This is a genomic window from Aeromicrobium sp. CF4.19, from assembly GCF_051262555.1.
Classification (GTDB): domain Bacteria; phylum Actinomycetota; class Actinomycetes; order Propionibacteriales; family Nocardioidaceae; genus Aeromicrobium.
The window spans coordinates 160,441-184,803 of the sequence record NZ_JBIMEU010000006.1; the positions used below are offsets into that span (position 1 = coordinate 160,441).

General features: G+C 70.9%; 22 protein-coding genes. 7 read left to right on the plus strand and 15 right to left on the minus strand.

What is annotated here, in order from left to right; genetic code table 11:
- The first annotated feature begins 144 nt into the window (after positions 1-144).
- Together ACHAAC_RS13810 and ACHAAC_RS13815 are read left to right on the plus strand one after the other, a co-directional pair.
- Entirely contained in the window at positions 145-1,089 is a 945-nt protein-coding gene (locus ACHAAC_RS13810) for a 2-hydroxyacid dehydrogenase (protein ID WP_435716861.1), read from the plus strand.
- Positions 1,086-1,832: a sulfite exporter TauE/SafE family protein gene (locus ACHAAC_RS13815; protein ID WP_435716862.1), complete on the plus strand. Its 747-nt coding sequence runs from the start codon at positions 1,086-1,088 to the stop codon at positions 1,830-1,832. Before ACHAAC_RS13810 ends, ACHAAC_RS13815 begins: the two co-directional genes overlap by 4 nt.
- A gap of 10 nt (positions 1,833-1,842) precedes the next feature.
- Here ACHAAC_RS13815 and ACHAAC_RS13820 read toward each other — a convergent pair whose 3' ends face one another.
- Positions 1,843-3,180 (minus strand): enolase C-terminal domain-like protein, encoded by a 1,338-nt coding sequence (locus ACHAAC_RS13820; protein WP_435716863.1) that lies wholly within the window; start codon positions 3,178-3,180, stop codon positions 1,843-1,845.
- Positions 3,181-3,281: 101 nt separating this feature from the next.
- Positions 3,282-4,154, minus strand: a complete 873-nt coding sequence (locus ACHAAC_RS13825; protein ID WP_435716864.1) for a LysR substrate-binding domain-containing protein — start codon at positions 4,152-4,154, stop codon at positions 3,282-3,284.
- A gap of 133 nt (positions 4,155-4,287) precedes the next feature.
- Between ACHAAC_RS13825 and ACHAAC_RS13830 the strand changes: the two genes are divergently transcribed.
- Genes ACHAAC_RS13830 through ACHAAC_RS13850 form a run of 5 tightly spaced genes read left to right on the plus strand, consistent with a single transcriptional unit; the run spans position 4,288 to position 8,755 of the window.
- The gene (locus tag ACHAAC_RS13830; RefSeq protein WP_435716865.1) at positions 4,288-5,298 is read left to right on the plus strand and encodes a Bug family tripartite tricarboxylate transporter substrate binding protein; all 1,011 of its coding nucleotides are present in this window, start codon (positions 4,288-4,290) and stop codon (positions 5,296-5,298) included.
- A complete protein-coding gene (locus ACHAAC_RS13835; RefSeq protein WP_435716866.1) occupies positions 5,295-5,876 on the plus strand; it encodes a tripartite tricarboxylate transporter TctB family protein in 582 nt (193 codons plus the stop codon). Before ACHAAC_RS13830 ends, ACHAAC_RS13835 begins: the two co-directional genes overlap by 4 nt.
- Positions 5,877-5,886: 10 nt before the next feature.
- Positions 5,887-7,389, plus strand: coding sequence for a tripartite tricarboxylate transporter permease (locus ACHAAC_RS13840; RefSeq protein ID WP_435716867.1), 1,503 nt, complete (start codon positions 5,887-5,889; stop codon positions 7,387-7,389).
- Positions 7,386-7,775 (plus strand): universal stress protein, encoded by a 390-nt coding sequence (locus tag ACHAAC_RS13845; protein ID WP_435716868.1) that lies wholly within the window; start codon positions 7,386-7,388, stop codon positions 7,773-7,775. Before ACHAAC_RS13840 ends, ACHAAC_RS13845 begins: the two co-directional genes overlap by 4 nt.
- Positions 7,775-8,755, plus strand: coding sequence for a zinc-dependent alcohol dehydrogenase (locus tag ACHAAC_RS13850; protein WP_435716869.1), 981 nt, complete (start codon positions 7,775-7,777; stop codon positions 8,753-8,755). Before ACHAAC_RS13845 ends, ACHAAC_RS13850 begins: the two co-directional genes overlap by 1 nt.
- 9 nt (positions 8,756-8,764) lie before the next feature.
- Here the strand turns inward: ACHAAC_RS13850 and ACHAAC_RS13855 are convergent, their stop codons facing one another.
- The 13 genes from ACHAAC_RS13855 to ACHAAC_RS13915 all read right to left on the minus strand — a co-directional run bounded on the left by ACHAAC_RS13855 (position 8,765) and on the right by ACHAAC_RS13915 (position 24,317).
- Positions 8,765-9,973 carry an L-talarate/galactarate dehydratase gene (locus ACHAAC_RS13855; protein ID WP_435716870.1) on the minus strand — a complete coding sequence of 403 codons (1,209 nt, stop codon included), beginning with the start codon at positions 9,971-9,973 and terminating at the stop codon, positions 8,765-8,767.
- Between the two features lie 2 nt (positions 9,974-9,975).
- Positions 9,976-11,571: an aldehyde dehydrogenase (NADP(+)) gene (locus ACHAAC_RS13860; RefSeq protein ID WP_435716871.1), complete on the minus strand. Its 1,596-nt coding sequence runs from the start codon at positions 11,569-11,571 to the stop codon at positions 9,976-9,978.
- A 1-nt stretch (position 11,572) separates the two neighbouring features.
- Positions 11,573-12,487: a 5-dehydro-4-deoxyglucarate dehydratase gene (kdgD, locus tag ACHAAC_RS13865; RefSeq protein WP_435716872.1), complete on the minus strand. Its 915-nt coding sequence runs from the start codon at positions 12,485-12,487 to the stop codon at positions 11,573-11,575.
- Positions 12,488-12,622: 135 nt separating this feature from the next.
- Positions 12,623-13,639 (minus strand): LLM class flavin-dependent oxidoreductase, encoded by a 1,017-nt coding sequence (locus ACHAAC_RS13870; protein ID WP_435716873.1) that lies wholly within the window; start codon positions 13,637-13,639, stop codon positions 12,623-12,625.
- A gap of 48 nt (positions 13,640-13,687) precedes the next feature.
- The gene (locus ACHAAC_RS13875) at positions 13,688-14,431 is read right to left on the minus strand and encodes a SurA N-terminal domain-containing protein (RefSeq protein ID WP_435716874.1); all 744 of its coding nucleotides are present in this window, start codon (positions 14,429-14,431) and stop codon (positions 13,688-13,690) included.
- Positions 14,432-14,501: 70 nt separating this feature from the next.
- Positions 14,502-17,447, minus strand: coding sequence for a PQQ-dependent sugar dehydrogenase (locus ACHAAC_RS13880; RefSeq protein WP_435716875.1), 2,946 nt, complete (start codon positions 17,445-17,447; stop codon positions 14,502-14,504).
- 57 nt (positions 17,448-17,504) lie between these two features.
- The gene (locus tag ACHAAC_RS13885) at positions 17,505-18,431 is read right to left on the minus strand and encodes a sugar phosphate isomerase/epimerase family protein (protein WP_435716876.1); all 927 of its coding nucleotides are present in this window, start codon (positions 18,429-18,431) and stop codon (positions 17,505-17,507) included.
- Entirely contained in the window at positions 18,428-19,585 is a 1,158-nt protein-coding gene (locus tag ACHAAC_RS13890) for a dihydrodipicolinate synthase family protein (protein ID WP_435716877.1), read from the minus strand. Before ACHAAC_RS13890 ends, ACHAAC_RS13885 begins: the two co-directional genes overlap by 4 nt.
- Positions 19,582-20,736 carry a Gfo/Idh/MocA family protein gene (locus tag ACHAAC_RS13895; protein ID WP_435716878.1) on the minus strand — a complete coding sequence of 385 codons (1,155 nt, stop codon included), beginning with the start codon at positions 20,734-20,736 and terminating at the stop codon, positions 19,582-19,584. Before ACHAAC_RS13895 ends, ACHAAC_RS13890 begins: the two co-directional genes overlap by 4 nt.
- Positions 20,729-21,550: an ABC transporter ATP-binding protein gene (locus ACHAAC_RS13900; protein WP_435716879.1), complete on the minus strand. Its 822-nt coding sequence runs from the start codon at positions 21,548-21,550 to the stop codon at positions 20,729-20,731. Before ACHAAC_RS13900 ends, ACHAAC_RS13895 begins: the two co-directional genes overlap by 8 nt.
- A complete protein-coding gene (locus tag ACHAAC_RS13905; protein WP_435716880.1) occupies positions 21,540-22,316 on the minus strand; it encodes an ABC transporter ATP-binding protein in 777 nt (258 codons plus the stop codon). The genes ACHAAC_RS13900 and ACHAAC_RS13905 overlap by 11 nt, the downstream gene beginning before the upstream one ends.
- The gene (locus ACHAAC_RS13910; RefSeq protein ID WP_435716881.1) at positions 22,313-23,449 is read right to left on the minus strand and encodes a branched-chain amino acid ABC transporter permease; all 1,137 of its coding nucleotides are present in this window, start codon (positions 23,447-23,449) and stop codon (positions 22,313-22,315) included. Before ACHAAC_RS13910 ends, ACHAAC_RS13905 begins: the two co-directional genes overlap by 4 nt.
- A complete protein-coding gene (locus ACHAAC_RS13915; protein ID WP_435716882.1) occupies positions 23,433-24,317 on the minus strand; it encodes a branched-chain amino acid ABC transporter permease in 885 nt (294 codons plus the stop codon). Before ACHAAC_RS13915 ends, ACHAAC_RS13910 begins: the two co-directional genes overlap by 17 nt.
- Positions 24,318-24,363 lie beyond the last annotated feature (46 nt).

The window sequence follows — 24,363 nt, forward strand, 5'->3', positions numbered from 1 at the left end:
TCGTGCCGTGGGTACCGGGTGCTTGGCGCAACCATCTGCGCATGACGTGATGCCGTCTGGTCATCACCGTCTCAACGCTCTGGCGTGAGCCTCCCTCGGTGCGTGGCCGCTGCTAGCGTCAGTCGCCCGTCGAGGAGGAGAGCGATGTCGTCCGCCGTGCTCGTGGCAGCGCCCCTGCAGCCCGACCTCGCGTCCGCACTCGCCCTGCGGCACGCCGCCGTCACCGTGCCACCGCCGGGAGACCCGCAACGCCCCCGCGCCCTGGCCGCCCTCGGCTCCTCGACCCAGGTGGCCGTGACCACCGCCCGGTACGGCCTGGACGGCGCCGACCTGGCGGCGCTTCCCGAGCTGCGAGCGGTCGTGAGCTTCGGTGTCGGGACGGATGCGCTCGACCTCGACGCCCTCGCTGACCGCGGGATCGTCGTCAGCACCACACCCGACGTCCTCACCGACGCCGTCGCGGACCAGGCAGTCGGGCTGCTGGTCGACGTGCTGCGCGGCGTCAGTGCCGGGGATCGTCATGTGCGATCGGGACGATGGGCGCGAGACGGAGCGCCGCCCCTGACCCGTCAGGTCACGGGGCGTCGCGTGGGTGTCGTCGGCCTCGGTCGCATCGGCACGGCCGTCGCCGAGCGGCTGACCGGGTTCCGCTGCGAGATCGGCTACCACAACCGGCGTCCTGCGCAGGGGGTCGAGCTGCAGTGGTGGCCGTCGGTCGCCGAGCTCGCGCAGTGGGCCGAGGTGCTCGTGCTCACGGCGCCAGGCGGGGTCGCGGCACTGGTGGGTGCCGAGGAGCTGCGGCTCCTGGGCCCGGACGGTGTGCTCGTCAACGTGGGACGGGGGAGCGTCGTCGACGAACCGGCCCTCGTGGCGGCGCTCGTGGACGGGACGATCGCCGGTGCGGGGCTCGACGTCTTCGCCGCCGAGCCGCACGTCCCCGAGCCGCTGCTGACGATGGAGAACGTCGTGCTGGCCCCGCATGCCGGCTCGGCGACGCACGAGACGCGGGCCGCGATGAGCGAGCTCGTGCTGGACAACGTCGCCTCGTGGCTCGAGCGCGGCGAGCTCCTCACCCCTGTGCGACGGTGAGCGGCCTCCTTCTCGTCGTCGCGGGCGTCGGCGCCGGCTTCTGCGGGTCGGTGGCAGGGCTCGCCTCGCTCGTCAGCTACCCGGCCCTGCTGGCGTCGGGCCTCCCGCCACTGGTCGCCAACGTCACCAACACCACGGCGATGGTCGGCACGGCCGCGGGCTCGGTGGCGGGCTCGCGGCCCGAGCTGCGCGGGCAGGGGCGTCGCATCGCGGCGCTCGTCGCGCAGACCTCGGTCGGTGGGCTGCTCGGCGCCGGTCTGCTGCTCACCATGCCGGCCGAGGCCTTCGAGGCCGTGGTCCCGTGGCTCGTCGCCCTCGGCTCGGTGCTGCTGCTGGCACGCGACGGCCTGCGCCGGTGGGCGCAGCGGGTGGTGGCTCGGCGGGGGCGCCCCGGGCCCGGCTGGGTCTGGCCCGTCGTGATGGTCGTCGTGGGCGCCTACGGCGGATACTTCGGCGCCGGTGTCGGCGTGATCGCCCTCGCCGCGCTCGCGGTGCGACACGTCGAGCCGCTGGCCGTCACCAACGCCGTCAAGAACGTCGCCACCGGGACCTCCAACGCGGCCGCGGTCCTGCTGTTCGTGCTCGTCGCGGACGTCGACTGGCGGGCCGCCCTGCTGCTGGGGTCCGGCGCCGTGGTGGGGGCGTGGATCGGGCCGAAGGTCGTGCGACGTCTCCCCGAGCGACCGTTGCGGTGGGCGATCGCGCTGGCCGGCTTCGGGCTGGCGATCTCCCTCGCCCGGTAGGGGCTGCCCGCTAGCGGACGAGCGCCGGGCGCTTCGGGTCGAAGGACCATCCGGGGACGAGGTGCGCCATGGCGGCGGCGTCGTCCCGCGCGCCCAGTCCGTGCTCGAGGTAGAGCTCGTGGGCGGCGGCCACGGCGTCGTCGTCGAGGGTGACGCCGAGCCCGGGGACGTCGGGCAGCGCGATCGCGCCGGCCTCGATGCGCAGCGGGTCGGTGGTGAGGTGCTGGCCGTCCTGCCAGATCCAGTGGGTGTCCAGCGCGGTGATCTCGCCCGGCGCCGCGGCACCCACCTGGGTGAACATCGCCAGGGAGACGTCGAAGTGGTTGTTGGAGTGCGAGCCCCACGTGAGGCCGAAGTCCTGGCACATCTGCGCGACCCGGACCGAGCCCCGCATCGTCCAGAAGTGCGGGTCGGCGAGGGGGATGTCGACGGCCTGCTCTCGAACGGCATGGGCCATCTCGCGCCAGTCGGTGGCGATCATGTTGGTGGCGGTGGGCAGGCCCGTGGCGCGACGCAGCTCGGCCATCGTCTCGCGACCGGAGAAGCGTCCCTCGGCGCCGCACGGGTCCTCGGCGTAGGCCAGCACGTCGCGCAGACCGCTGACGATCTCGATGGCGTCGGCCAGCAGCCACCCGCCGTTGGGGTCGAGCGTGATCCGGGCGTCGGGGAAGGCCTGCTTCAGCGCGCGGACGCTCTCGGCCTCCTCGTGCCCGGGAAGGACTCCACCCTTGAGCTTGAAGTCGGTGAAGCCGTACCGCTGTGCCGCGGCGCGGGCGAGCTCGACGATCCCGTCAGGGTCCATGGCCTCGCGACGTCGGAGCCGTTCCCAGTCATCGGCCCCGGACTCCTGCCCGGTGTCCTCCACGACGTAGGGCAGATCGGTGCGGGCGTGGTCGCCGACGTAGAACAGGTAGCCGAGCATCGGGATGCTGTGCCGCTGCACGCCCTCACCCAGCAGCTCGGCGACGGGCACCCCCAGGTGCTGGCCCTGCAGGTCGAGCAGCCCGGACTCCAGGGCCGTCACGGCGTGGATGGTGGTGCGCTGGTCGAAGGTCTGCAGGCCCCGACCACCGGCGTCGCGATCGGCGAAGCGCCGGGCGACCTCACGCAGGAGGCTGCCCAGCTCGGCCACCGGCCGCCCCCGCAGCACGGCCCCGGCATCGTCGATCGTGCGACGGATGGCCTCCCCGCCGGGCACCTCGCCCACGCCGGTGCGACCCTCGCTGTCGGTCACGATGGCCAGGTTGCGGGTGAAGAAGGGCCCGTGTGCCCCGCTGAGGTTCAGCAGCATGCTGTCGTGACCGGCGACCGGGACGGCGCGCACGGAGGCGATGGTGGGTCCTGGCATGACGGTCTCCTGGCCTGCGGGGTGGCTGACCGTTCCACGCTAGAGGCTGTGAACGATTCTCGTCCAAGACCCATCACGGATGGTGTGATGCGTCCGGAGCATCACTTGAGCACGTCGAGCACGGACTGCAGGGCCGGGTTGTCGGTCCCGCGGCCCCACAGCAGGTGCAGCTCGGCCGGCTGGTCGGAGATGGCGCGCAAGGAGAGGTGGGTGACACCGTCCACGTGCAGTCCCATCGCCGACTCCGGCACGAAGGCGATACCTCGACCTCCGGCGACGAGCCAGGTCATGGTGAGGATCTGGCTGACGGTGTGCACGACGTTCTGGTGCGCGATCGGCACCATCCGCACGACGAGGTCGTAGAAGTACCGCGCCTTCGTCGGTGAGTGCATGATGATCGGCTCCTGCACGAGGTCGGTCGCCACGACGTCACGATCCAGCATGGTCATCCAGTGGTCCACCGGGACGGCGAGGACCATCTCCTCGCGGTGCAGCAGGCGCGAGGCGAACTGCTCGGTGTCGAAGGGAGGGCGGGCCAGGCCGAGGTCGAGCTCGCCGGAGGCCAGCCCGGCGACCTGCTGCCCGGTGACCATCTCGTACAGGTCCAGGTCGATGTCCGGGAGGGCGGCGCCGATCTCGTTGAGCAGCCGGGTGAGCGTGCCGTACGTGGAGGCGGCGGTGAACCCGATGCGTACCGTGCCGGCCGAGCCGGCCTGGATCCGGCGGGCACGATCCGGTGCCACGTCGGCCAGGGCGAGCAGGCGGCGGGCCTCGTCCAGGAAGACCGTCCCGCCGGGGGTGAGCGAGACCCGGCGGTTGTCGCGGTCCAGCAGGCGCACCCCCACCGAGCGCTCGAGCTTCTGGATCTGCCGACTGAGTGGTGGCTGGGTCATCTGCAGACGCTCGGCTGCCCGGCCGAAGTGCAGCTCCTCGGCGACGGCGACGAAGCCACGCAGCTGGTCCAGTGAGAACATGATGCAGGCAAGGTATCACCTGATATCGAACCGGGCTTGGACACGCATGATTGCGGCTCCTAAAGTGCAACGCATCCCCCAGGCGTGACCCCGCTCACAGCGCGATCGCCACCTGTCCCCCGAAGGAGTCACCATGACGTCCACCCACCCCCGTCGCACCCGCGCCCTGGTCGGCGTCGCCACGCTCGCCCTCGGCCTGTCAGCGTGCGGCGGCAACCTCGGCAGCGAGAGCTCGGACGAGGCCTCGGAGAACTTTCCCTCCGGCGCGATCAACCTGAGCGTCGGCCAGGACCCCGGCGGCAGCACCGACCTCATCGCCCGCGCCCTGGCCGAGCCCGTCTCCGACGACCTCGGCGTGCCCATGCCGGTCGTCAACGTCCCGGGCGCCAACGGCGGGCTCGCCGCCCAGGAGCTGGACGGCCAGGAGCCGAACGGCCAGGAGCTCATGGTCATCAACCTCTCCCTGGCCGCGATCACGCCGCTCGCCGTGCCCGAGGACCAGGCCATCGACATCGCTGACTACGACATCGTCACCGGGATCTCCCAGGACGACTACGTGATGGTCTCCAACGCCTCCAGCGACCTTGCATCCGTCGACGACCTCGTGGAGGCCGGTGACACGCTCGACTACGCCACGACGGGCGTCGGCACCGGCAGCCAGCTGGCCTCTGAGCTGCTGTTCCAGCTCGCTGAGATCCCCGGTCGCTCGGTGCCGTTCGACGGCGGCGCACCCGCGCTGACCGCCGTCCTGGGCGACCAGGTCGACGTGGCCACGGTCCAGCTCGGCGAGGCCATGCCGCAGATCGAGGCCGGAGAGATCACGCCCGTCGTGACGTTCTCCGAGGAGCGCAACGAGTTCATGCCCGACGTGCCGACCGCGGTCGAGGGCGGCTACGACGTGCTCGTCTCCCAGGCTCGCGCCATCGCCGCGCCGAAGGGCACGCCGGAGGACATCATCGAGAAGCTCCGCACCTCCTTCGAGGCGGCCTACGAGACCGAGGCCTACCAGGACTTCAACGAGCAGAACCTGCTCACCCCGACCGAGATCACCGGTGACGAGGTCCAGCAGACCTGGAGCGAGGCCCTGGAGAGCTACCGCTCGCTGATCGAGGAGTACGACATCGACCTCGGCGGCGAGCAGTGACCTCTGCCGGGTCCTCGCAGTCCCCGGAGGCGTCGGTCCCCACCGACGCCTCCGGGGCGCAGGCTCCCGACGACTCGGAGGCCGACGAGGCCGCGACGGTCGACGAGCTCGTCGAGCAGTGGGAGGCCGAGAAGCCGCCCGCCGCCGGCACGGCGAGCAACGTCGCGGCGGCCGTCGTGGTCGGCCTGCTCGGCGTCCTCGGGCTGCTCGGCTCGCTCGACCTCGGCGTCGGCGCGGCCTCGGCCCCCGGAGCCGGCACGTGGCCTGCGCTGGTCAGCGCCGCGATGGTGCTGCTCGCCGTGGGCCTGGCGATCACCGCCCCCCGCAACCACGACGCGGAGAAGTTCAGCGGCACGAGCTGGCTGGTCGTCCTCGGCCTGGCGACGATGGTCGGTTTCGCGATGACGGTCGGCACGGTCGGCTTCGAGATCCCCGCGGCGCTGCTGGCCTTCGTGTGGCTGAAGGTGCTCGGTCGAGAGGGCTGGCGGACGTCGGTCGTCACGAGCCTGCTCGTCACCGTGGCCTTCTACCTGATCTTCGTCTTGGCGCTCGGCACGCCGATCCCCCACCTCTTCTAAAGGACCTGTCATGGACTTCGCCCCCGTGCTCGACGGCTTCGCGGTCGTCCTGCAGCCGGAGAACCTGCTCTACTGCCTGATCGGTGTCACGGTCGGCATGCTGGTCGGCGTCCTGCCGGGGCTCGGTCCCGCCGCCACGGTCGCGATCCTGCTGCCGCTCACGTTCAACGTCGAGCCCGTCACCGCCATCATCCTGCTCGCCGGCATCTTCTACGGCGCCCAGTACGGCGGCACGATCACCTCCGTCCTGCTGCGGCTGCCGGGGGAGGCGTCATCGGTCGTGACGGTCTTCGACGGCTACGCCATGGCCAGACAAGGACGTGCGGGTGCGGCACTCGGCATCGCGGCGCTCGGCTCCTTCATCGGCGGCACGGTCGCGATCATCGGGCTCACCTTCTTCGCCCCGTTCGTGGCGAGCTTCGCGCTCGACTTCGGACCGCCGGAGTACACCATCCTGGCGCTGCTGGGCATCCTGCTGGTCTCCACGGTCGGCAGCGGCCATCGCGGCAAGGCGATCGCCGCCGCCGCGGTCGGCCTGCTCCTGGCGACCGTGGGCCGCGACGGGTTCACCGGCGCCGAGCGGTTCACCTTCGACAACCTCGCCCTCAGCGACGGCATCGACTTCGTGCCGATCGCCATGGGCATCTTCGGCCTCGGCGAGATCCTCTACAACCTCGAGGACCGCACCAACCTGACCCGCTCGGTGAAGCGACCCAAGCGGGTGCTGCCGACCGGTCAGGACATGCGCGACTCCTCCGGGGCCATCGGCCGTGGTTCGGTGATCGGCTTCTTCCTCGGCATCCTGCCCGGCGGCGGCGCCGTCCTGTCGTCCATGGCGGCCTACGCCTATGAGAAGAAGCGGTCCAAGCACCCCGAGCGCTTCGGGAAGGGTGCGATCGAGGGAGTGGCCGCCCCGGAGACCGCCAACAACGCCGCGGCGACCTCCTCCTTCATCCCGCTGCTGACCCTGGGCATCCCGGCGAACGCGACCATCGCGGTGATCTTCGGTGCCTTGCTCATCCAGGGCGTCACGCCCGGCCCGCAGCTGGTCACCGAGGATCCGGAGCTCTTCTGGGGCATCGTCAACTCGATGTACATCGGCAACCTCCTGCTGCTGGTCATGAGCATCCCGCTGATCGGCGTCTTCGTGCGGATCCTGCAGGTGCGGGCCTCGATCCTGGCGCCGATCACGGTGCTCATCACCCTCATCGGCGTCTACACGGTGGCCAACAGCGTGTTCGACATCCTCCTGGTCTGCATCTTCGGCGGCATCGGGTACCTGATGAAGAAGTTCGGCTTCGAGCCGGGGCCGCTCGTGCTGGCCTTCGTGCTCGGGTCGTTGCTGGAGAGCTCGATGCGTCGTTCGCTGATCCTCTTCGACGGCGACCCCACGGGCTTCATGACCAGGCCGGTCTCGGGCACCCTCGTCGCCATCCTGCTCACGGTGATCATTCTTCCCTTCGTGCTGCGGATCGTCCGCGGCCGCACGTCCAAGAGCAAGGAGCTCATATGACCGTCCTCGTGGGGTACCTGCCGGGAGCCGAGGGAGCCGCCGCGTTCCTCGCGGGACTGTCCGAGGCGCGTCGCCGGGGCGAGGACCTCCTCGTGCTGAACTCCCCACGGTCGGGGTCGCCCATGACGGCCACCCGGGCCGACGAGGACGACGTCGCGGGGCTGGAGCGCCAAGGCCTGGAGGCGGGGGTCACGCTCCAGGTCCGCCAGGACGCCCATGCCGACGACCTCGTGGACATGGTGCTCACGGTGGCCGACGAGGTCGACGCGTCCGTGATCGTCATCGGGCTGAGGCACCGCAGCGCCGTCGGCAAGCTGCTGATGGGCAGCACCGCCCAGCGCATCCTGCTCGACTCGTCCCGACCGGTGCTCGCCGTCAAGCCCTGATGCGCGCGGCCTTCATGCCGGCCGCGGGCGTCGTCGAGGTCGGTGACTTCACGGACCCGGCTCCCGCCGAGGGCGAGGTCCTGGTGCGGATGCACCACGCCTCGATCTGCGGGTCGGACACGCACGTCGTGCACGACGGCTTCCACCGCCCCGAACGCCTGGGCGTCCCCGGCTATCCCGGGCACGAGGGGGTGGGCGTCGTGGAGGTCTCCCGGTCGACGCACTTCAGCGAGGGTGAGCGCGTGCTGACCGTGCCGCCGGGCTGGCTCGGTGCCTGCTACGCCGAGCTGCAGGTCGTCCCGGAGCAGTACCTCGTGCCGGTGCCCGACGCAGTCACGCTGGAGCGTGGCCTCATGGCTCAGCAGCTGGGCACGACCGTCTTCGCGATGAAGCGCTTCGGGCGTCCGCCCGGCGACGTCGCAGCCGTCATCGGGGCGGGGTCCGCGGGCTCGTACTTCGTCCAGCACCTGCGCCGGCTCGGCTACGAGCACGTCGTCGTCTCCGACCTCGATCCGAACCGGCTCGCCACCGCGGCAGCCCTGGGAGCGACGACCACGGTGGACGCACGCGACGCGTCCGTCGTGGAAGCCGTCCGAGACCTCAGCGGCGGGGCCGGTGCCGGACTGGTGATCGAGGCCGCCGGGTACGACGCGTGCCGCGCCGACGCCATCGAGGCGCTGCGCCACGGCGGCACGGCGGGCTTCTTCGGGTACCCCGAGCGGTACGGCGACGCGGCCTACCCGGCATTCCTGGCCTTCCGGCGCAACGCGACCCTCGCATGGATCAACGGCGCCCAGCTGGAGCCCGGACTCGCCTCCTTCCACGAGGCCATGGGTCTCATCGAGGCCGACGCGATCGAGGTCGGCCAGTGCCTGGGACTCCGGCTCGACCTGGAGGACGCGGCACGGGCCATCACCGTGGCCCGGGCGCACGGCGGCGGCGCCACGAAGGTCAACCTCGTGCTGCCCGCCGGCCGCTGAGCCGCAGGCTCAGGGGCGGGCGCCGTGCTCGGAGGTGGCCACCGTCCATGCCCGCGCCTGGTCGCTGAGGGTGAAGCCGAGCCCGGGGCGGTCCGAGACCCACATCCGGCCGTCGCGGGTCTCGAGGGTCTCGTTGAACAGCGGGTCCAGCCAGTCGAAGTGCTCCACCCACGGCTCGATGGAGTACGCGGCGGCAAGGTGCACGTGGATCTCCATCGCGAAGTGCGGTGCGAGCTCGAGCTGCTTGGACTCCATGATGGTGGTCAGCCGCAGGAACTGGGTGATGCCGCCGATGCGCGGGGCGTCCGGCTGCACGATGTCCTGGGCACCGGCCTCGATGAGTCGCAGGTGCTCATCGACGCTCGCCAGCATCTCGCCTGTCGCGATCGGGGTGTCGAGGGCGCGGGCGAGGTTCGCGTGGCCCTCGGCGTCGTAGGCGTCCAGCGGCTCCTCGATCCAGACCAGGTTGAACTCCTCGAAGATGCGGCCCATCCGCATGGCGGTGGCCCGGTCCCACTGCTGGTTGGCGTCGACCATGAGCGGCACGTCGTCATCGAGGAACTCACGGACGGCCGTCACCCGGGCGACGTCGGCACGCCAGTCCGGCTGCCCGACCTTGAGCTTGATGGCCCCGATGCCGGCCTCGAGCGATCCCGCCGCGTTCTCCTTGACCTGCTCGATCGGGGTGTGCAGGAACCCGCCGGAGGTGTTGTAGGTGCGGACGGAGTCACGGTGCGATCCGATGAGCTTGGCGAGCGGCAGGCCGGCCCGCTTGGCCTTGAGGTCCCACAGCGCGACGTCGAAGGCGGCGATGGCCTGGGTCGCCAGTCCGCTGCGCCCGACGGACGCACCGGCCCAGGACAGCTTGACCCACAGCTTGGAGATGTCGTTGGGGTCCTCGCCGACGAGGACGTCGGCGATCTCCTTGGCGTGCGCGAACTGGCCGGGGCCGCCGGCGCGCTTGGAGTAGGAGAAGCCCACGCCGCTGTGACCGCCCGTGGTCGTGATCTCCACGACCAGGAACACGACCTCGGTCATCGGCTTCTGGCGCCCCGTGAGCACCTTGGCGTCGCTGATCGGGGTCGCGAGCGGCAGGACGACGCTGGACAGGGCGACGTGCGCGATGCGGTCGATCGTGGCGGGCCCGGCCGATGCGGCGACCAGCGCCGCCTCGGGGCCGGAGAGCGCGCTGCTGGTGGGGGTCGGCTGGCTGGTCATGGTCACTCCTGGGTCGGCGACGGCTCGAGGTGGCCGTCGACGGTGCGGGGGAGGCGGTAGGGGTTCTCGTCGCGCAGCTCCGGTGGCAGCAGCGCGGGCGGGACGTCCTGGTAGGCGACGGGACGCAGGAAGCGCTCGATCGCCCGGCTGCCCACCGACGTCGTCGACGGTGCCGAGGTGGCCGGGAACGGGCCGCCGTGCACCATGGTGTGACCGACGTCGACACCCGTCGGCCAGCCGTTGACCAGCACCCGGCCGGCCACGAGCTCGAGCTCGCCGAGCAGGGGGCCGGCGACGGCGTCGTCGTCGGTGCCGAGGTGGACGGTGGCCGTGAGCTGGCCCTCGAGCCCGGAGGCGATCTGGGCAAGCCGGGCGGGATCCTTGACGCGGACGACGAGGGCGGCCGGGCCGAACATCTCCTCGTGCAGGTGCGGCTGCTCGGCGAGCACCTCCTCGGTGGTCTCGAACAGGCGCGGCGTGGCGGAGACGGCGGCATCGTCGGGGGCCGTGCCGTCGCCGGCGGTCCGGACGCCCGGCGTCGTGCTCGTGCGCTCGCTGGCGTCCCGGTACGCTCCGGCGATGCCCTCGGTCAGCATCGGTCCGGCCGCGACGTCCTGCAGCGCCTGCGAGGCGGCTCGGACGAAGGTGTCCACGGGCTCACCGTCGGCGACGAAGACCAGGCCGGGCTTGGTGCACAGCTGGCCAGCGCTTCCCGTGAGCGAGGTGACGAAGCCGCGTGCGACGTCCTCGGCGCGCTCGGCCAGGGCGCCGGGCAGGACGAAGACCGGGTTGACGGCCGACATCTCGGCGAACACGGGGATCGGAACCGGGCGGGACTGGGCGGCGGCCACGAGCGCGAGCCCGCCGCGACGGGAGCCGGTGAAGCCCACGGCCCGGATCCGGTGATCGGTCACCAGGGCGGTGCCGAGCTCGTGCGTGGTGCCCTGCAGCAGCGAGAACGTGCCCTCGGGCAGTCCGTGCTCGGCCACGGCGTCGCGGATGGCCCGGCCGACGATCTCGGACGTGCCGGGGTGCGCGGGATGGGCCTTGACGACGACGGGGCACCCGGCGGCGAGCGCCGAGGCGGTGTCCCCGCCCGCGACGGAGAACGCGAGCGGGAAGTTGCTGGCACCGAAGACGGCCACCGGTCCGAGCGGCACTGCTCGCTGGCGCAGATCCGGACGGGGGAGCGGGGAGCGGTCGGGCAGCGCCGGATCGATGCGGACACCGCGCCAGCCGCCGTCGCGCACGACACGGGCGAACAGGCGGAGCTGTCCGCAGGTGCGCCCCGTCTCCCCCTGGACGCGGCCCAGCGGCAGACCGGTCTCGGCCTGCACGCGCGGCCACAGCTCGTCGGTGGACGCCTCGATGTTGGCGGCGATGCTCTCCAGGAACGCGGCACGCACGTCGGGTGGCGTCTCGCGGAACGTCGCGAAGGCGGTCCACGCCAGGGCGGCGGCCTCGGCCACCTCGGTGGCACCGCACTCGCCGAACGGCGGCTCGATCGGGCTCGCCGTGGCGGGGTCGACGGCACGGAACGTGGCGCCCTCGGGGCGCAGGTCGTTGGCGCCGAGGATGGATGTTCCTTGGAGGGTCATGTCAGGACACCTTCTTCACGAGGTCGGTGAGGTCGGCCAGCTGGCTCTCGGTCAGGTCGGTGATCGGCGGGCGGACGGGGCCGGCAGTGCGTCCGACGGCCGTCATGCCCGCCTTGACGATGCTGACGGCATACCCCGTGCCCTGGTTGCGCAGGTTGCAGTAGGGGATCACGAAGTCGTTGAGCGCGGTGCGGATGTGCTCGTGGTCGCCGGCGCGGACGGCACCGTAGAAGTCCAGCGCGAACTGCGGCACGAAGTTGAAGATCGCCGACGAGTAGGTCGTCAGGCCAAGGCTGATGTAGGGCAGGGCGTACATCTCGGCGGTCGGCAGGCCACCGACGTAGAGGAGTCGGTCGCCGACCTGGGAGAAGATGCGGGTCATCTGGTCGATGTCACCGGCGCCGTCCTTGAAGCCGACGAACGTGGGGCACGCCTCGGCCAGACGGGCGACCGTCGTGTCGGCGTAGATGGCGTTGGCGCGGTTGTACACGATGACGCCGAGCGAGGTCGCGTCGCAGACCGCCTTGACGTGGTGGAACAAGCCGTCCTGGCTGGTCTCGGTGAGGTAGGGCGGAAACAGCAGGATGCCGGCGGCTCCGGCGCGCTCGGCCGCCTGGGCGAGCTGGATCGCGGTGGCGGTGCCGTAGCCGACAGGAGCGAGGACCGGGGTGCTCTCTGGTGCACTCTGCACCGCCGCGGCCACGACCTGCTCGACCTCCGCGGGCGTGAGGGAGAAGAACTCCCCGGTGCCACCCGCGGCGAACAGTCCCGCCACCTCGTACTGACCGAGCCACGCGATGTTCTCGCGGTAGGCGCTCTCGTCGACGCTGAGGTCGGCGGCGAAGTGGGTGACAGGGAACGACAGCAGGCCCTGGCCCAGACGGGCGGCGAGCTCCTGCGGCGTCAGCGTGGTCATCGGTGTGGCTCCCTCGAGCGGTGGATGTGGCGTGTGCCACGACCCTAGGAAGCATCGGTCATCCACGTCCAACACTACTTCTGGATGAATTGATACCCACAGTGCATCGGCTGCGAGACCGGGCCCACCTCGTGCTCAGCGCCAGCCGAGCGCGGGAGCGACGTGCTTGACGATGCTCTCCATGACATGGGCGTTGTACTCCACGCCGAGCTGGTTGGGCACCGTCAGGAGCAGCGTGTCGGCGGCGGCCACCGCCTCGTCCTGCGCCAGCTGCTCGACCAGTGCCTCCGGCTCGGCAGCGTACGTCTTGCCGAACCGTGCCTTGCCACCGTCGAGGAAGCCGACCTGGTCCTCGCCGCCCGAGCCCCCGAAGTAGGCGCGGTCGCGGTCGTCGACGATCGGAAAGATGCTGCGGCTGACCGAGGTCCGCGGCTCCCACGCGTGGCCGGCCTCGCGCCAGGCGTCGTGGAAGCGCTGGATCTGCTCGGCCTGGAGCTGGTGGAACGGCACGCCGGTGTCTTCGGTGAGCAGCGTCGAGCTCATCAGGTTCATCCCCTGCTCGGCGGTCCACTCAGCCGTCGCCCGGCTCCCGGCACCCCACCAGATGCGCTCGCGCAGTCCGGGGGCGTGCGGCTCGAGGCGCAGCAGGCCCGGTGGGTTGGGGAACATCGGTCGCGGGTTGGGCTCGGCGAACCCGTCACCGCGCAGCAGGTCCAGGAAGATCGCCGTGTGGCGTCGTGCCATCGCTGCGTCGTCCTCGCCGTCCGCCGGGACGTGCCCGAAGTGGCGGTACCCCTCGATGACCTGCTCCGGTGATCCCCGGCTGATGCCCAGCTGCAGGCGACCACCGGCGATGAGGTCGGCCGACCCGGCGTCCTCGATCATGTACAGCGGGTTCTCGTACCGCATGTCGATGACGCCCGTGCCGATCTCGATCCGGCTCGTGCGCGCACCCACGGCCGCGAGCAGCGGGAACGGGGAGGCCAGCTGCTGCGCGAAGTGGTGCACGCGGAAGTAGGCACCGTCAGCGCCCAGCTCCTCGGCGGCCTCCGCGAGCTCGATGGACTGCAGGAGCACGTCCGAGGCCGAGCGGGTCGCCGAGTGCGGCGAGGGCGACCAGTGCCCGAAGGACAGGAAACCGATGTGCTTCATGTCGGGTTCAAGGCACTGGCCGCGCTCACCATTCCCTCGAGTGGTTCCTCAGAGAGCGATCTCGACGTCGGCGTCCTCGCGCAGGTCGCCCAGGAGCGCCTCGGCGACCTCGTTCTGCTGCTGCGTGCGCGCCTGCTCCACCAGCTGCTCGCGGGAGTCCTCGAAGGAGGGGATCTCCTGCTCGGGCTGGCCCTCGGCCTGCGGTGCCGCCTCCTGCTGCTCGACCGCTGTGTCGTAGAGCTCGCGGAGCTCCTCGTCGGAGGGCTCCTCGTCGGCGCCCTCGTCGGCGAACAGCTGCTCGAGCTGGCCCTGGTCGGCCAGCTGCGAGCGGACCTCCTCCTCGTCCAGGCCCTGCTCCGCGAGCGTCTCGAGGTAGGCGTCCGGCGTCTCTGCACCACTCTGCTCGGCGAACTCGGTGAGCAGCTCGTCGACCTCCTCGTCGTTGGAGGTGAACTCGCGGCGGTCGGCTTCCTGCAGCAGGAGCTCGTTGCTCACCAGACCCTCAGCGGTCTGCTCCTTGAGCGCGTCCTGGTCGACGGGCTCGCCGCCCTGCTGCGCCTGGAGCTGGGTCTGCTGGAACTGCGCGGTGTAGGCGGTGACGAACTCGTCCTTGGAGATCTCCTCCTCGTTGACGGTGGCGACGACGTCGGGGATGCCCCGCAGGTCCGGCTCGCCGGCTGCGGGCGCCGCGTCGTCCTCGCTCTCGCCGTCGTCGTCGCTGCAGGCGGCGAGGCCGCCCAGCATCAGCAGTGCGGCCAGGACGGCGGCGATGGACTTCAGTGCAGTGGACACAGGGGACCCCTCTCGGCTCAGGTACCGGACCGACGCTAGCAACCGGCACCTGAGCCGTGGAGAGACCCGGTCAGGGCCGGACGAACCGCCGGTACTGACGGGCGACGTCCCCGCGGTCGAGGGCGTCGTCGAGCAGCATCAGGGCGTCCATCCGGCAGTCGCAGGGGCTCTTCTCCTGGGAGTTCTGCGGGTAGGAGCCGCCGATCTTGATCCCCTTGGGCAACGTCGGCGAGGTGCCGGTGCCGTCGAGCTCCCAGGGGTCGCCCTCCCCGCCGTCGGTGTAGAAGCCCTCCAGCGGCTTGCCGTTGCGGTACAGGGCCATCTCGCCGCTGGTGTAGTCGAACGTCGCGGCCAGGTGGACCCACTCGTCCTTCGGGAGGATCTCCTGCCAGTCCTGGGCCGCGGCGAACGTTCGTGACGCCCCCTCGTCCAGGCGCCGGCCGAGGGCGACGAGGCGCAGCTCGCCGTCGACGTCGATGAGCTCCAGCAGGGCACGCACGCCGTGGCCGTCGCTGTCACCGGACAGCAAGCCGGCGAGCCCGACGGCGTTGTACCGGTCGCCGGTGTCCGGCGTGGTGCTGTCGGGGGCGGGGTGGTCGCCGGTCATCTTGAACCAGCCCATCACCGAGATGCCCTTCGCGCCGGAGAACCGGTCGAGCGCCTCGATGCCGTCCTCGTCCCAGAGCCCGGCCTTCCAGTCGTCATTGCCGTTCTCCGTGGGGGAGACCTGTCGGGTCTGCAGGGCGTTGACGCTGCCCGGGTAGGCCGCGTCGCGCACCCGCATGTCCCCGGCGCCGTTCACCAGGTCGAGCAGCAGGTTGGCCGAGCCGCGGTCCTCCTCCTTGGCAGCGTCCTGGGCGAACCCACGCTCGAAGTCGTAGAAGGAGACGAGATGATCGGCGATCCTCGGGTCGACCTCCTCGCGCTGCTTCACGCGCTCGGCGTCGGTGACCTTCCAGATGGTGCCGCTGGACTTGGCCAGAAGGTACAGGTCACCCTCGGCGTCCGTGCCGAAGCGCAGGTCGACGCGGACGTCGTCCACGAAGTCCGTCATGCGCATCCGGTTGCCGTCGGTGTCCTGCAGCGCCAGCTCGGTGATCGGGGCCTCCGTGGTCGAGCCCTGACGCATCCGCTTGACCTCGGTGGAGTACACCGAGCCGTTGACCAGGTCACCGAAGACGTAGCGCCCCCGCAGCTCCTTGACCGGGCCGCGGTAGGCCTGCCCGCCACTGATCGCATGTCCGGAGTCGGCGTTGCAGTCCCAGTTGGCGGGGACGTCGTGGTCGTAGGAGGCCACGGGGTAGATGTACCCGGCGTCCTGCAGCTCCTCGGTGAGCGGGAACAGGTGGCACTGCGTGTCGTTGTCGTAGCGCAGCCGACCCTCGATCTCGCTCCATCCGGCGTTGTCGCCCTTGTCGATCTCGTAGACCGCCTCGATGGCGTGCTGGCCGATGTGGCCCAGGAACATCCGTCCGTTCGCTGGGTCCCAGCTGAAGCGGTGCGGATCGCGGAAGCCGAGGGCATAGATCTCGCCCAGGGCGCCCTCGTCGCCGACGAACGGGTTGGAGTCCGGGATGCCGTACTGCCCGTTCGGCCCGTCGTCGCCGAGCGGGTCGATGCGCAGCAGCTTGCCGGCCGGGGTCCCCATGTCCTGGGGGACGTCGGAACCGACCCCGATGCCGCCGTCGCCGACGGCCAGGTAGAGCAGGCCGTAGTCCTCATCACCCTTCGTGGCGGTGGGGTTGAAGTCGATCTGCTGGATCGCGTGGATCTGCTGGGTGAAACCGAACCGGAAGACCTCACGGGTCGTGCCGGAGAACCTCTGCGCCGCCGGGTCGTCGGCCGTCCACTCGGTCACGACCGACTGCACGAAGGCGTCCGGCTGGTTGGGGTAGGTCGGCTCGTTCGCCTCGATGCCCTCGGTGCTCACCGTGTGGGTCGTGTAGAACTTCCCGTTCTCGGCGAACTCCGGATGGAACGTCACGAAGCCGAACCCGCTGCCCATGCCGCGCCCGGAGAAGAAGTGCTCGTCGTGCTCGCGCACGTCCAGGTACTCGGTCTCCCGACCCTCCTCGTCGAGCAGGTACATCGGCCCGTTCAGGTCGGGCACGTAGCGACGCCCCGAGTCGTCGGGGACCTCGCCGATGAAGTTGATGCGGTTGTGCCGCATGATCCGCGGGTCCGTGGGCTCGGGGGTCGGCTCGCTCTCGGGCAGCTGCGCGACCTCCTCCAGCTCCAGCGCCAGGTCGGCCGGGGCCGGGTCCTCGGGCACCGGGTCGGTGATCGGCGCGTCCGGGTCCGGTTGGTCGGCGGCACTCACGCCCTTGGCCTTCAGGCCCTTGATGCGGCCGTGGTTGTCGAAGGAGCCGAAGCCCATGCGACCACCGCTGAAGGTGGTGTCCGTGGCAGTCATGAGCGGCTCACGCTCACCGTCCATCCGCACGGCGACCTCCCCGCTGGGGGCGTCGTAGGTGAGGCGGACGTCGTGCCAGTCCAGGTCGTCGATGGCCGGTTCCGCGCCACGCTCGCCGTCCCACTGGTCATCGATGCGCCGCCGGTCCTCGTCATCCACGACGAAGATCCCGTTGTGCGCGTAGATCCCGTTGTCCTGCGACAGGTGCGCGTAGTAGAAGCGCGTGGGGGACTGGTAGTTCCAGATCAGCACGACGTCACGGTCGTCGCGCGAGACGGGCTCGTCGATGCGCACCTGCGCGGAGAGGTCCAACGACGCGAGGTCCGGCCCCTTGCTCACGGTGGCGTACTCGAACGGCCGGCGTGGACCCTCGGGCTGCTCGCCCCGCTCCGTCTGGACGACCTGCCCCTTCTCGAAGGCCCACTTCTCGGGCGTGAGCGGGTCCCAGTGCTGGGCCGTGGGCCCCGGGACGACGGTCACGGGACGAGGCTTCTTCGCCTCCTCGTCCCGATCGGCCGTTGCCACGCCAGGGACGAGGGCGAGCCCCACGGCCAGGGCGCCCAGTCCTGCGATCAGGCGTGTTCGTGCTCGGTTCTTCCTCATGGTGCCGTTCCTTCCCCCCGAAATTTCGGCACGGGGTGTTGATGGTGATGGATGGGTCTACAGGTGCGGCTCCACGAGCTCGGCGAAGCGGCGGGTCAGCGTCGCGACGGTCTGCGCGCCGGGCGCAGCCCACACGTCGGCGTTGAAGATCTCGACCTCGACGTCGCCGGTGTAGCCGGCGGCGGAGACGGCGCGGGTGAAGGACGTGTAGTCGATGTGGCCGTCGCCCATCATCCCGCGCGAGAGCAGGGCGTCCGGTGGCAGCGGGGTGATCCACTCGCACACCTGGTAGGACGCGATCCGACCCGCGGCCCGTGCGACCTGCCCCAGCACGCCGGGCTCCCACCAGACGTGGAAGGTGTCCACGACGACCCCGACGGCATCGGCCGGGTGCTGCTCGGCCAGGTCGAGTGCCTGCTCGAGCGTGGAGACGACGCCGCGGTCGGCGGCGAAGATCGGGTGCATCGGCTCGATCCCGAGCACGACTCCACGATCGAGGGCGTGCGGGACGAGGTCGGCGATCGCCTCGGCGGCACGCTCCCGGGCGGCGTCGATGTCGCGGTCCCCGTCGGGCAGTCCGCCAGGGACCAGCACGAGGGTGGCGGCCCCCAGGGCCGCCGCCTCGTCCAGCGCGCGCAGGTTCTCCTCGTGAGCGGCTCGGCGCTCGGTGGGCTCACGGACGGTGAAGAAGCCGCCCCGGCACAGCGAGGAGACGCGCAGCCCGGCGTCGCGCAGCCAGCCGGCGGCCGTCTCGACCCCGACCTCGGCGACGGGCTCTCGCCAGGGGCCGATGGCCGGCAGCCCCGCCTCGACGCAGCCGTCGATGGCCTCGCGCAGCGACCAGTGCGCCGTGGTGCGCTGGTTGAGCGAGAGCCGGGCCAGGCGAGGGTCGCCGGGACGCGGGGTGGGCATCCGCGCCGGCTGCCCGGACGGGACGTCGTGCCCCGTGTCCTCCAGCGTGGTGTGGTCCGGTCCCGTGCTCATCGACGCAGCCCCGCGCTCTCCAGCCACAGCCGCATCCGGTGCGCCGCCAGCGCCGGGTCCGGCAGCAGCTGTGCGTCGTCGGCCAGCTCCAGCACGCGCGCCAGGTGCACGACGCTGCGGCCGGACTGCAGGCCACCCACCATCGTGAAGCCGGGCTGGTACCCGCTGAGCCAGGACAGGAAGGAGATGCCGGTCTTGTAGAACCAGGTCGGGGTCTCGAAGACGTGCCGAGACAACGCCAGGGTGGGTGCCATCTCGGCGTCGTAGGTCTCTGTGTCGCCGGCGTCCAGGGCCGCGAGGGCTGCGGCTGCAGCGGGGGCGATGGCCGCGAACGCGCCGAGCAGGGCGTCGGAGTGATGACGTCCGTCGCCACGGATCAGGTCCGGGTAGTGGAAGTCGTCGCCGGTGTAGAGCCGCACCCCTTCGGGGAGGACGGCTCGCAGCTGCGTCTCGTGCTCGGCGGAGAGCAGGGAGACCTTGACGCCGTCGATGCGGTCGGCGTGGTCGCGCACGAGCTCCAGGAAGGTGGCCGTCGCCTTCGCGACGTCGTTCGACCCCCAGTAGCCGCGCAGGTGGGGGTCGAAGGCCTCTCCCAGCCAGTGCAGGACCACCGGCTCGCGCACCTGACGCAGCACGGCGTCGTAGACCGTGCGGTAGTCGTCGGCGTCGCGGGCCACCGCAGCCAGGTGGCGCGAGGCCATGACGATGACCTGCGAGCCGGTCGACTCCACGAAGCCGACCTGCTCCTCGTAGGCGGCGGTGACGGCCGCGACGTCGTGGAGCTCGTCGTGGTGGTCCGTGCCTGCGCCGGAGGCGATCCGTGCGCCGGCGTCACGGGCCTGCTCTGCGCTGCGTCGGATCAGCTCCTGCACGGCCGGCCAGTCCAGGCCCATGTTGCGCTGGGCGGTGTCCATCGCCTCGGCGACGCCCATGCCGTGGCGGAACAGGTGGCGGCGGAAGGCGAGCGTGGAGTCCCAGTCGATCGCGGCTGCCGAGCCGGGGACGTTCTCACCCAGCGGGTCGGCCACGACGTGGGCTGCGGCGAAGGCGACCCGCGACGCGAAGGGCTCGGGATGCTGGGCCCAGGCGCGTGGCTCGGCGAGCGTCCGCTCGCGCCACGTGCCGTCGGCCGAGGGCAGGTGGATCGTCGTCATGAGCGTCCCTCGCCACCCATCTCGACCCGACGACCCTCGCGGGAGGAGGCGTACCCGGCATCGACGAGCTCCAGGCCACGGACACCGGCCGAGAAGTCGTAGGCATGGGGACGGCCGTGGTGCACGTCGGCCAGGAACTGCTCCCACTGGGCCCGGAACCCGTTGCCGAACTCGGTGTTGTCGGGCACCTCGTCCCACTGCCCGCGGAAGTCCTCGGTCGTCGGCAGGTCGGGGTTCCACACCGGCATGGGGGTGCGCACACGCGGCTGCACCCGGCAGTCGAACAACCCGGCCACGGCCGAGCCGTGGGTGCCGTCGACCTGGAACTCCACGAGCTCCTTGCGCTCGACCCGCACGGCCCAGGAGGAGTTCACCTGGGCGATGACGTCGCCGGTGAGCTCGAAGATCGCGTAGGCGGCGTCGTCGGCCGTCGCGGTGTAGGAGCGGCCCTGCTCGTCCCAGCGCTCGGGGATGTGGGTGACGGCCTTGGCCGTGACGGCCTCGACCCGGCCGAACAGGTTCTCCAGGACGTAGTTCCAGTGGCAGAACATGTCGAGCACCATCCCGCCGCCGTCCTCGGCCCGGTAGTTCCAGCTGGGGCGCTGCGCGGGCAGGTAGTCACCCTCGAAGACCCAGTAGCCGAACTCGCCACGGACCGACAGGATCCGGCCGAAGAAGCCGCTGTCGATGAGCCGCTTGAGCTTGACCAGACCGGGCAGGTAGAGCTTGTCGTGCACGACCCCGTGCACGATGCCGGCGGCCTCGGCGGCGTCCACGAGGGACTGCCCGTCGGCCACCGACTCCGCGGTCGGCTTCTCGGTGTAGACGTGCTTGCCGGCAGCGATCGCGGCGAGGATCGCGCTCGTGCGCTCGCTGGTGACCTGGGCGTCGAAGTAGATCGGCGCGGTCGGGTCGGCCAGCGCCTCGGCGAGGTTCGTCGTCCACTCCGCGATGCCGTGTTCCTTGGCCAGGCGGGAGAGCTTGTCCTCGTTGCGGCCCACCAGGATCGGCTCGACCTGGATGCGGTCACCGTTGTCGAGCACGACACCACCGGCGTCGCGGATCGCGAGGATCGAGCGCAGCAGGTGCTGGCGATAGCCCATCCGGCCGGTGACGCCGTTCATGATGATGCGGTAGGTGGTCTCAGGCATGGGTGTGCTCCTCGGAGGTGGTCGGGGCGTCGTCGCCCGAGCTCGGTCGGGGGCGGCCGCCGAGGTAGAGCTCGGCCAGCTGCGGATCGGCGAGCAGGTCGGCGGCCGGGCCGGAGATGTGGACGCGGCCGAGGTCCAGGACGCAGCCGAGGTCGGCCGTCTCCAGCGCACGGCGGGCGTTCTGCTCCACCATGAGGACGGCGAGCCCGGCGTCGCGCATCCGCACGACCTGCTCGAAGACGGTCGACGTCGCCTTGGGGTCCAGCCCCATGGACGGCTCGTCCAGCAGCACGACGCGCGGGTTCACCATCAGTGACCGGGCGAACTCGACCTGCTTCTGCTGGCCACCGGACAGGGCGCCGGCGAGGGCGTCCCAGCGGTCGCCGACGACCGGGAACAGCGTCTTGACGAAGTCGATCCGATCGGCGATGTGGGCCTTGTCGCGGACCGTGTAGGCGCCGAGGCGGACGTTCTCCTCCACCGTCATCTCGCGGAAGACGCTGTGTCCCTGCAGGACGTGGGAGAGGCCGGACTCCAGCATGGCCTGGGGGCCCTTGCGCGTGGCGTCCTGCCCGGCGACCCGGATGGTCCCGGATCGTGGCGTCAGCATGCCGCTGGCCACCTTGAGGACCGTGGACTTGCCGGCCCCGTTGGGGCCCACGAGGCAGACGACGCTGGCCGGCGGGACCTTGACGGTCAGGCCGCGCAGCACCAGTGCCGCCCGGCCGTACCCGGCCTCGATGTCGTTGAGCTCGAGCAGGTTCTCCGTCTCCGGGACGGAGGGCTCGTTGGCGTGGGGGGCGTCAGATGCCAAGGTAGGCCTCCAGGACTCGGGGGTCGTTCTGCACGACCGAAGGGGTGCCCTCGCAGATCGGGCGGCCGCGGTCGAAGACCACGACGTGGTCGGAGAGGCTCATCACCAGCTCCATGTTGTGCTCGACGACGATGAAGGTCTTGCCCTCGGCGTTGAGCGATCGGACGAGGTCGGCGATCCGGTCGATGAGCGCGGGATTCACGCCTCCGGCGGGCTCGTCGAGCATGATCGTCTCGGGGTCGGCCATCAGGACGCCCGCGAGCTCGAGCAGCTTCTGCTGCCCGTAGGAGAGGTCGCGGGCCTCGGTCCCCTCGAGGTGCTCGATGCCGACCCGCGCGAGCAGGCCGCGCGCCCGGTCGATGTCCGTCGCGTCGCGCGACGGCAGGATCATCCGCGCCAGGCCTCCCGGCCGGACGGCGACCAGCAGGTTCTCCAGCACCGTCAGGCGCGGGAAGATCCGGCACAGCTGGAAGCTGCGCCCCACCCCGGCTCGGGCGATGCGGTGCGGTGCGTGACCGGTGATGTCCTTGCCGCGGTACGTGGTGCTGCCGGAGTCGGCCTTGATCATGCCGGTGACGCAGTTGAAGAACGTCGTCTTGCCGGAGCCGTTGGGACCGATCAGGGCGTTGACCTTGCCGTGCTGGAAGGTCACCGACGCCCCGTCGAGCGCCTTGACGCCCCCGTAGGCCTTCTTGAGCTCGACGGTCTCCAGGCTGCGGACCGTGGTCCCGGCCTCGGTGCCGACGTCCGTGGTGGGCGCGGTCATCGCAGTGCCTCCTCAGGGTCGTGGGAGTCGTGGTCGTCCGCGCTCGCCGGCGACGTCTTGCGACGCTCGTCGGCCATCTCGGCCTGGGTCTGCTCGCGGATGGACGTGGCCTGGGGCCTGAACCTGGCCAGCAGGGAGCCGACCGCCGGGATGATCCCGTCGGGCATGAACAGCACCACGAGGGCGAGCAGGATCCCCAGCGCCACGAGGTGGAACTGGGTGTCGCCGTACTGCGCCTTGAAGAACTCCAGGGCGTAGCCGACGATCACGGCGCCGAGCAACGGACCGAACAGGCTGCGGATCCCGCCCAGCAGGCTCATCAGCACCATGTAGGAGCCGATGAGGATCGAGAACTGGAAGATCGGGTCCAGGAAGCCGAACCACAGGGCGTACATGCCGCCACCGAGCGCGGTGAAGAACGCCGAGATGACGAAGACCACGAGCTTGTAGCTGAAGGTCGGGACGCCCAGCGCCTGGGCCTTGTCCTCGTCCTCACGGATCGCCTTCAGGCCCATGCCGAACCGGGAGCGGTCGATCGCCCACCAGGTGAACAGGGCGATGGCCAGCAGCACGGCGTGCAGGTAGAAGAAGCGTTCGTGCTGCTCGGGTCGAAGGACGTCCTCACCGAACGGGCGCGGGATGCGCAGGCCGTTCGAGCCGCCGGACACCGAGCCCCAGCTCTGGAAGACCAGCAGCATGATGAGCACGAGGGCGATGGAGACGATCACGAAGGACGCGCCGCGGACGCGCAGGCTGGCGATGCCGATCGGCACGGCGAGCACCGCGACGACGAGCGCGCCGGCGATCAGCGCCACCCAGGGGTTCATCCCCGTCTCGAGGATGAGCAGCCCGGTGGCGTAGCCGCCGAACCCTGAGTAGGCGGCGTGGCCCAGGGAGATGTAGCCGGTGAATCCGCCGACGAAGTTCCACGACGTCGCGAGGACGGCGTAGCTCATGATGACGACACCGACGGACAGGATGAACGGGTCGGCCGCCATCTGCGGGAAGGCCACCGCGAGCGCGACGAGCGCCACGAGGCCCACTCCCTTGGCGACGGTCGTCGCCCTCGACCCGGCGGGGTCTCGGGGGGACGGATGGTCGGCGACCCCGGTGGGGTCAGAAACGTTGCGCAAGGCGGCCTCCGAAGAATCCTTGGGGACGCAGCATCAGCGTCGCGAAGAGCGCGACGTAGAAGAGCGTCTGGGCCCACGTGGTGCCCAGCGGCAGCTGGAGCAGGGACTGCCCCATGCCGAGCACCATCGCGGCGATGGCGGCACCGGGGATCGAGCCGAGCCCGCCGACGACGATGATCGCCATCAGAGGACCGATCCAGTGCCAGTGCAGGGACGGGTAGATCGTCGAGTCCAGCGCGAGCGCGGTGCCGCCGACGGCAGCCGTCGCGAGCCCCAGGCCGAACCCGTAGCCGGCGATGCGCTCGGTGTTGATGCCGACGAGCCGGGCCGCCTCGGGGTGCTGGATGGTCGCCCGCAGCGCCTGCCCGAAGCGGGTCAGCTTCATGATCGCGAAGAGCGCCAGGAGCGACACGGCGGCCAGCCCGAAGGCGATGAGCTTCACCGCGGCGATGTTGGCGCCGAAGACCTCGAAGCTCGAGCCCGAGTACGGCAGCTGGACGCGCCGTTGCGTGCCGGTGAAGACGAACCCCAGCATCCCCTCGATGATGAGGGCGATGGAGAAGGTCAGCAGCACCGACATCATCGTGAGCGTCGCCGGGCGCAGTCGGGCGATCAGTCCCCGTTGGAGCAGGACCCCGATCCCGAAGAACAGGGGCACGGTGACCACGAGGGACAGCAGCGGGTCCAGACCGGTCTGCGAGGTGAAGTACCACGCGAGGTAGGCGGCCAGGATCAGGAAGGCCGAGTGGGCGATCATCACCACCCGCATGACGCCGAAGTACAGCGTCAGGCCGGCAGCGAGCAGTGCATACAGGCCGCCGAGGAGCAGCCCGAGCACGACGCTCTGCAGGATGAGGGATGCGCTCATCGCGGAACCCCCGTGGGAAGGGCAGGGTACGTCGGTCCCGCGATGA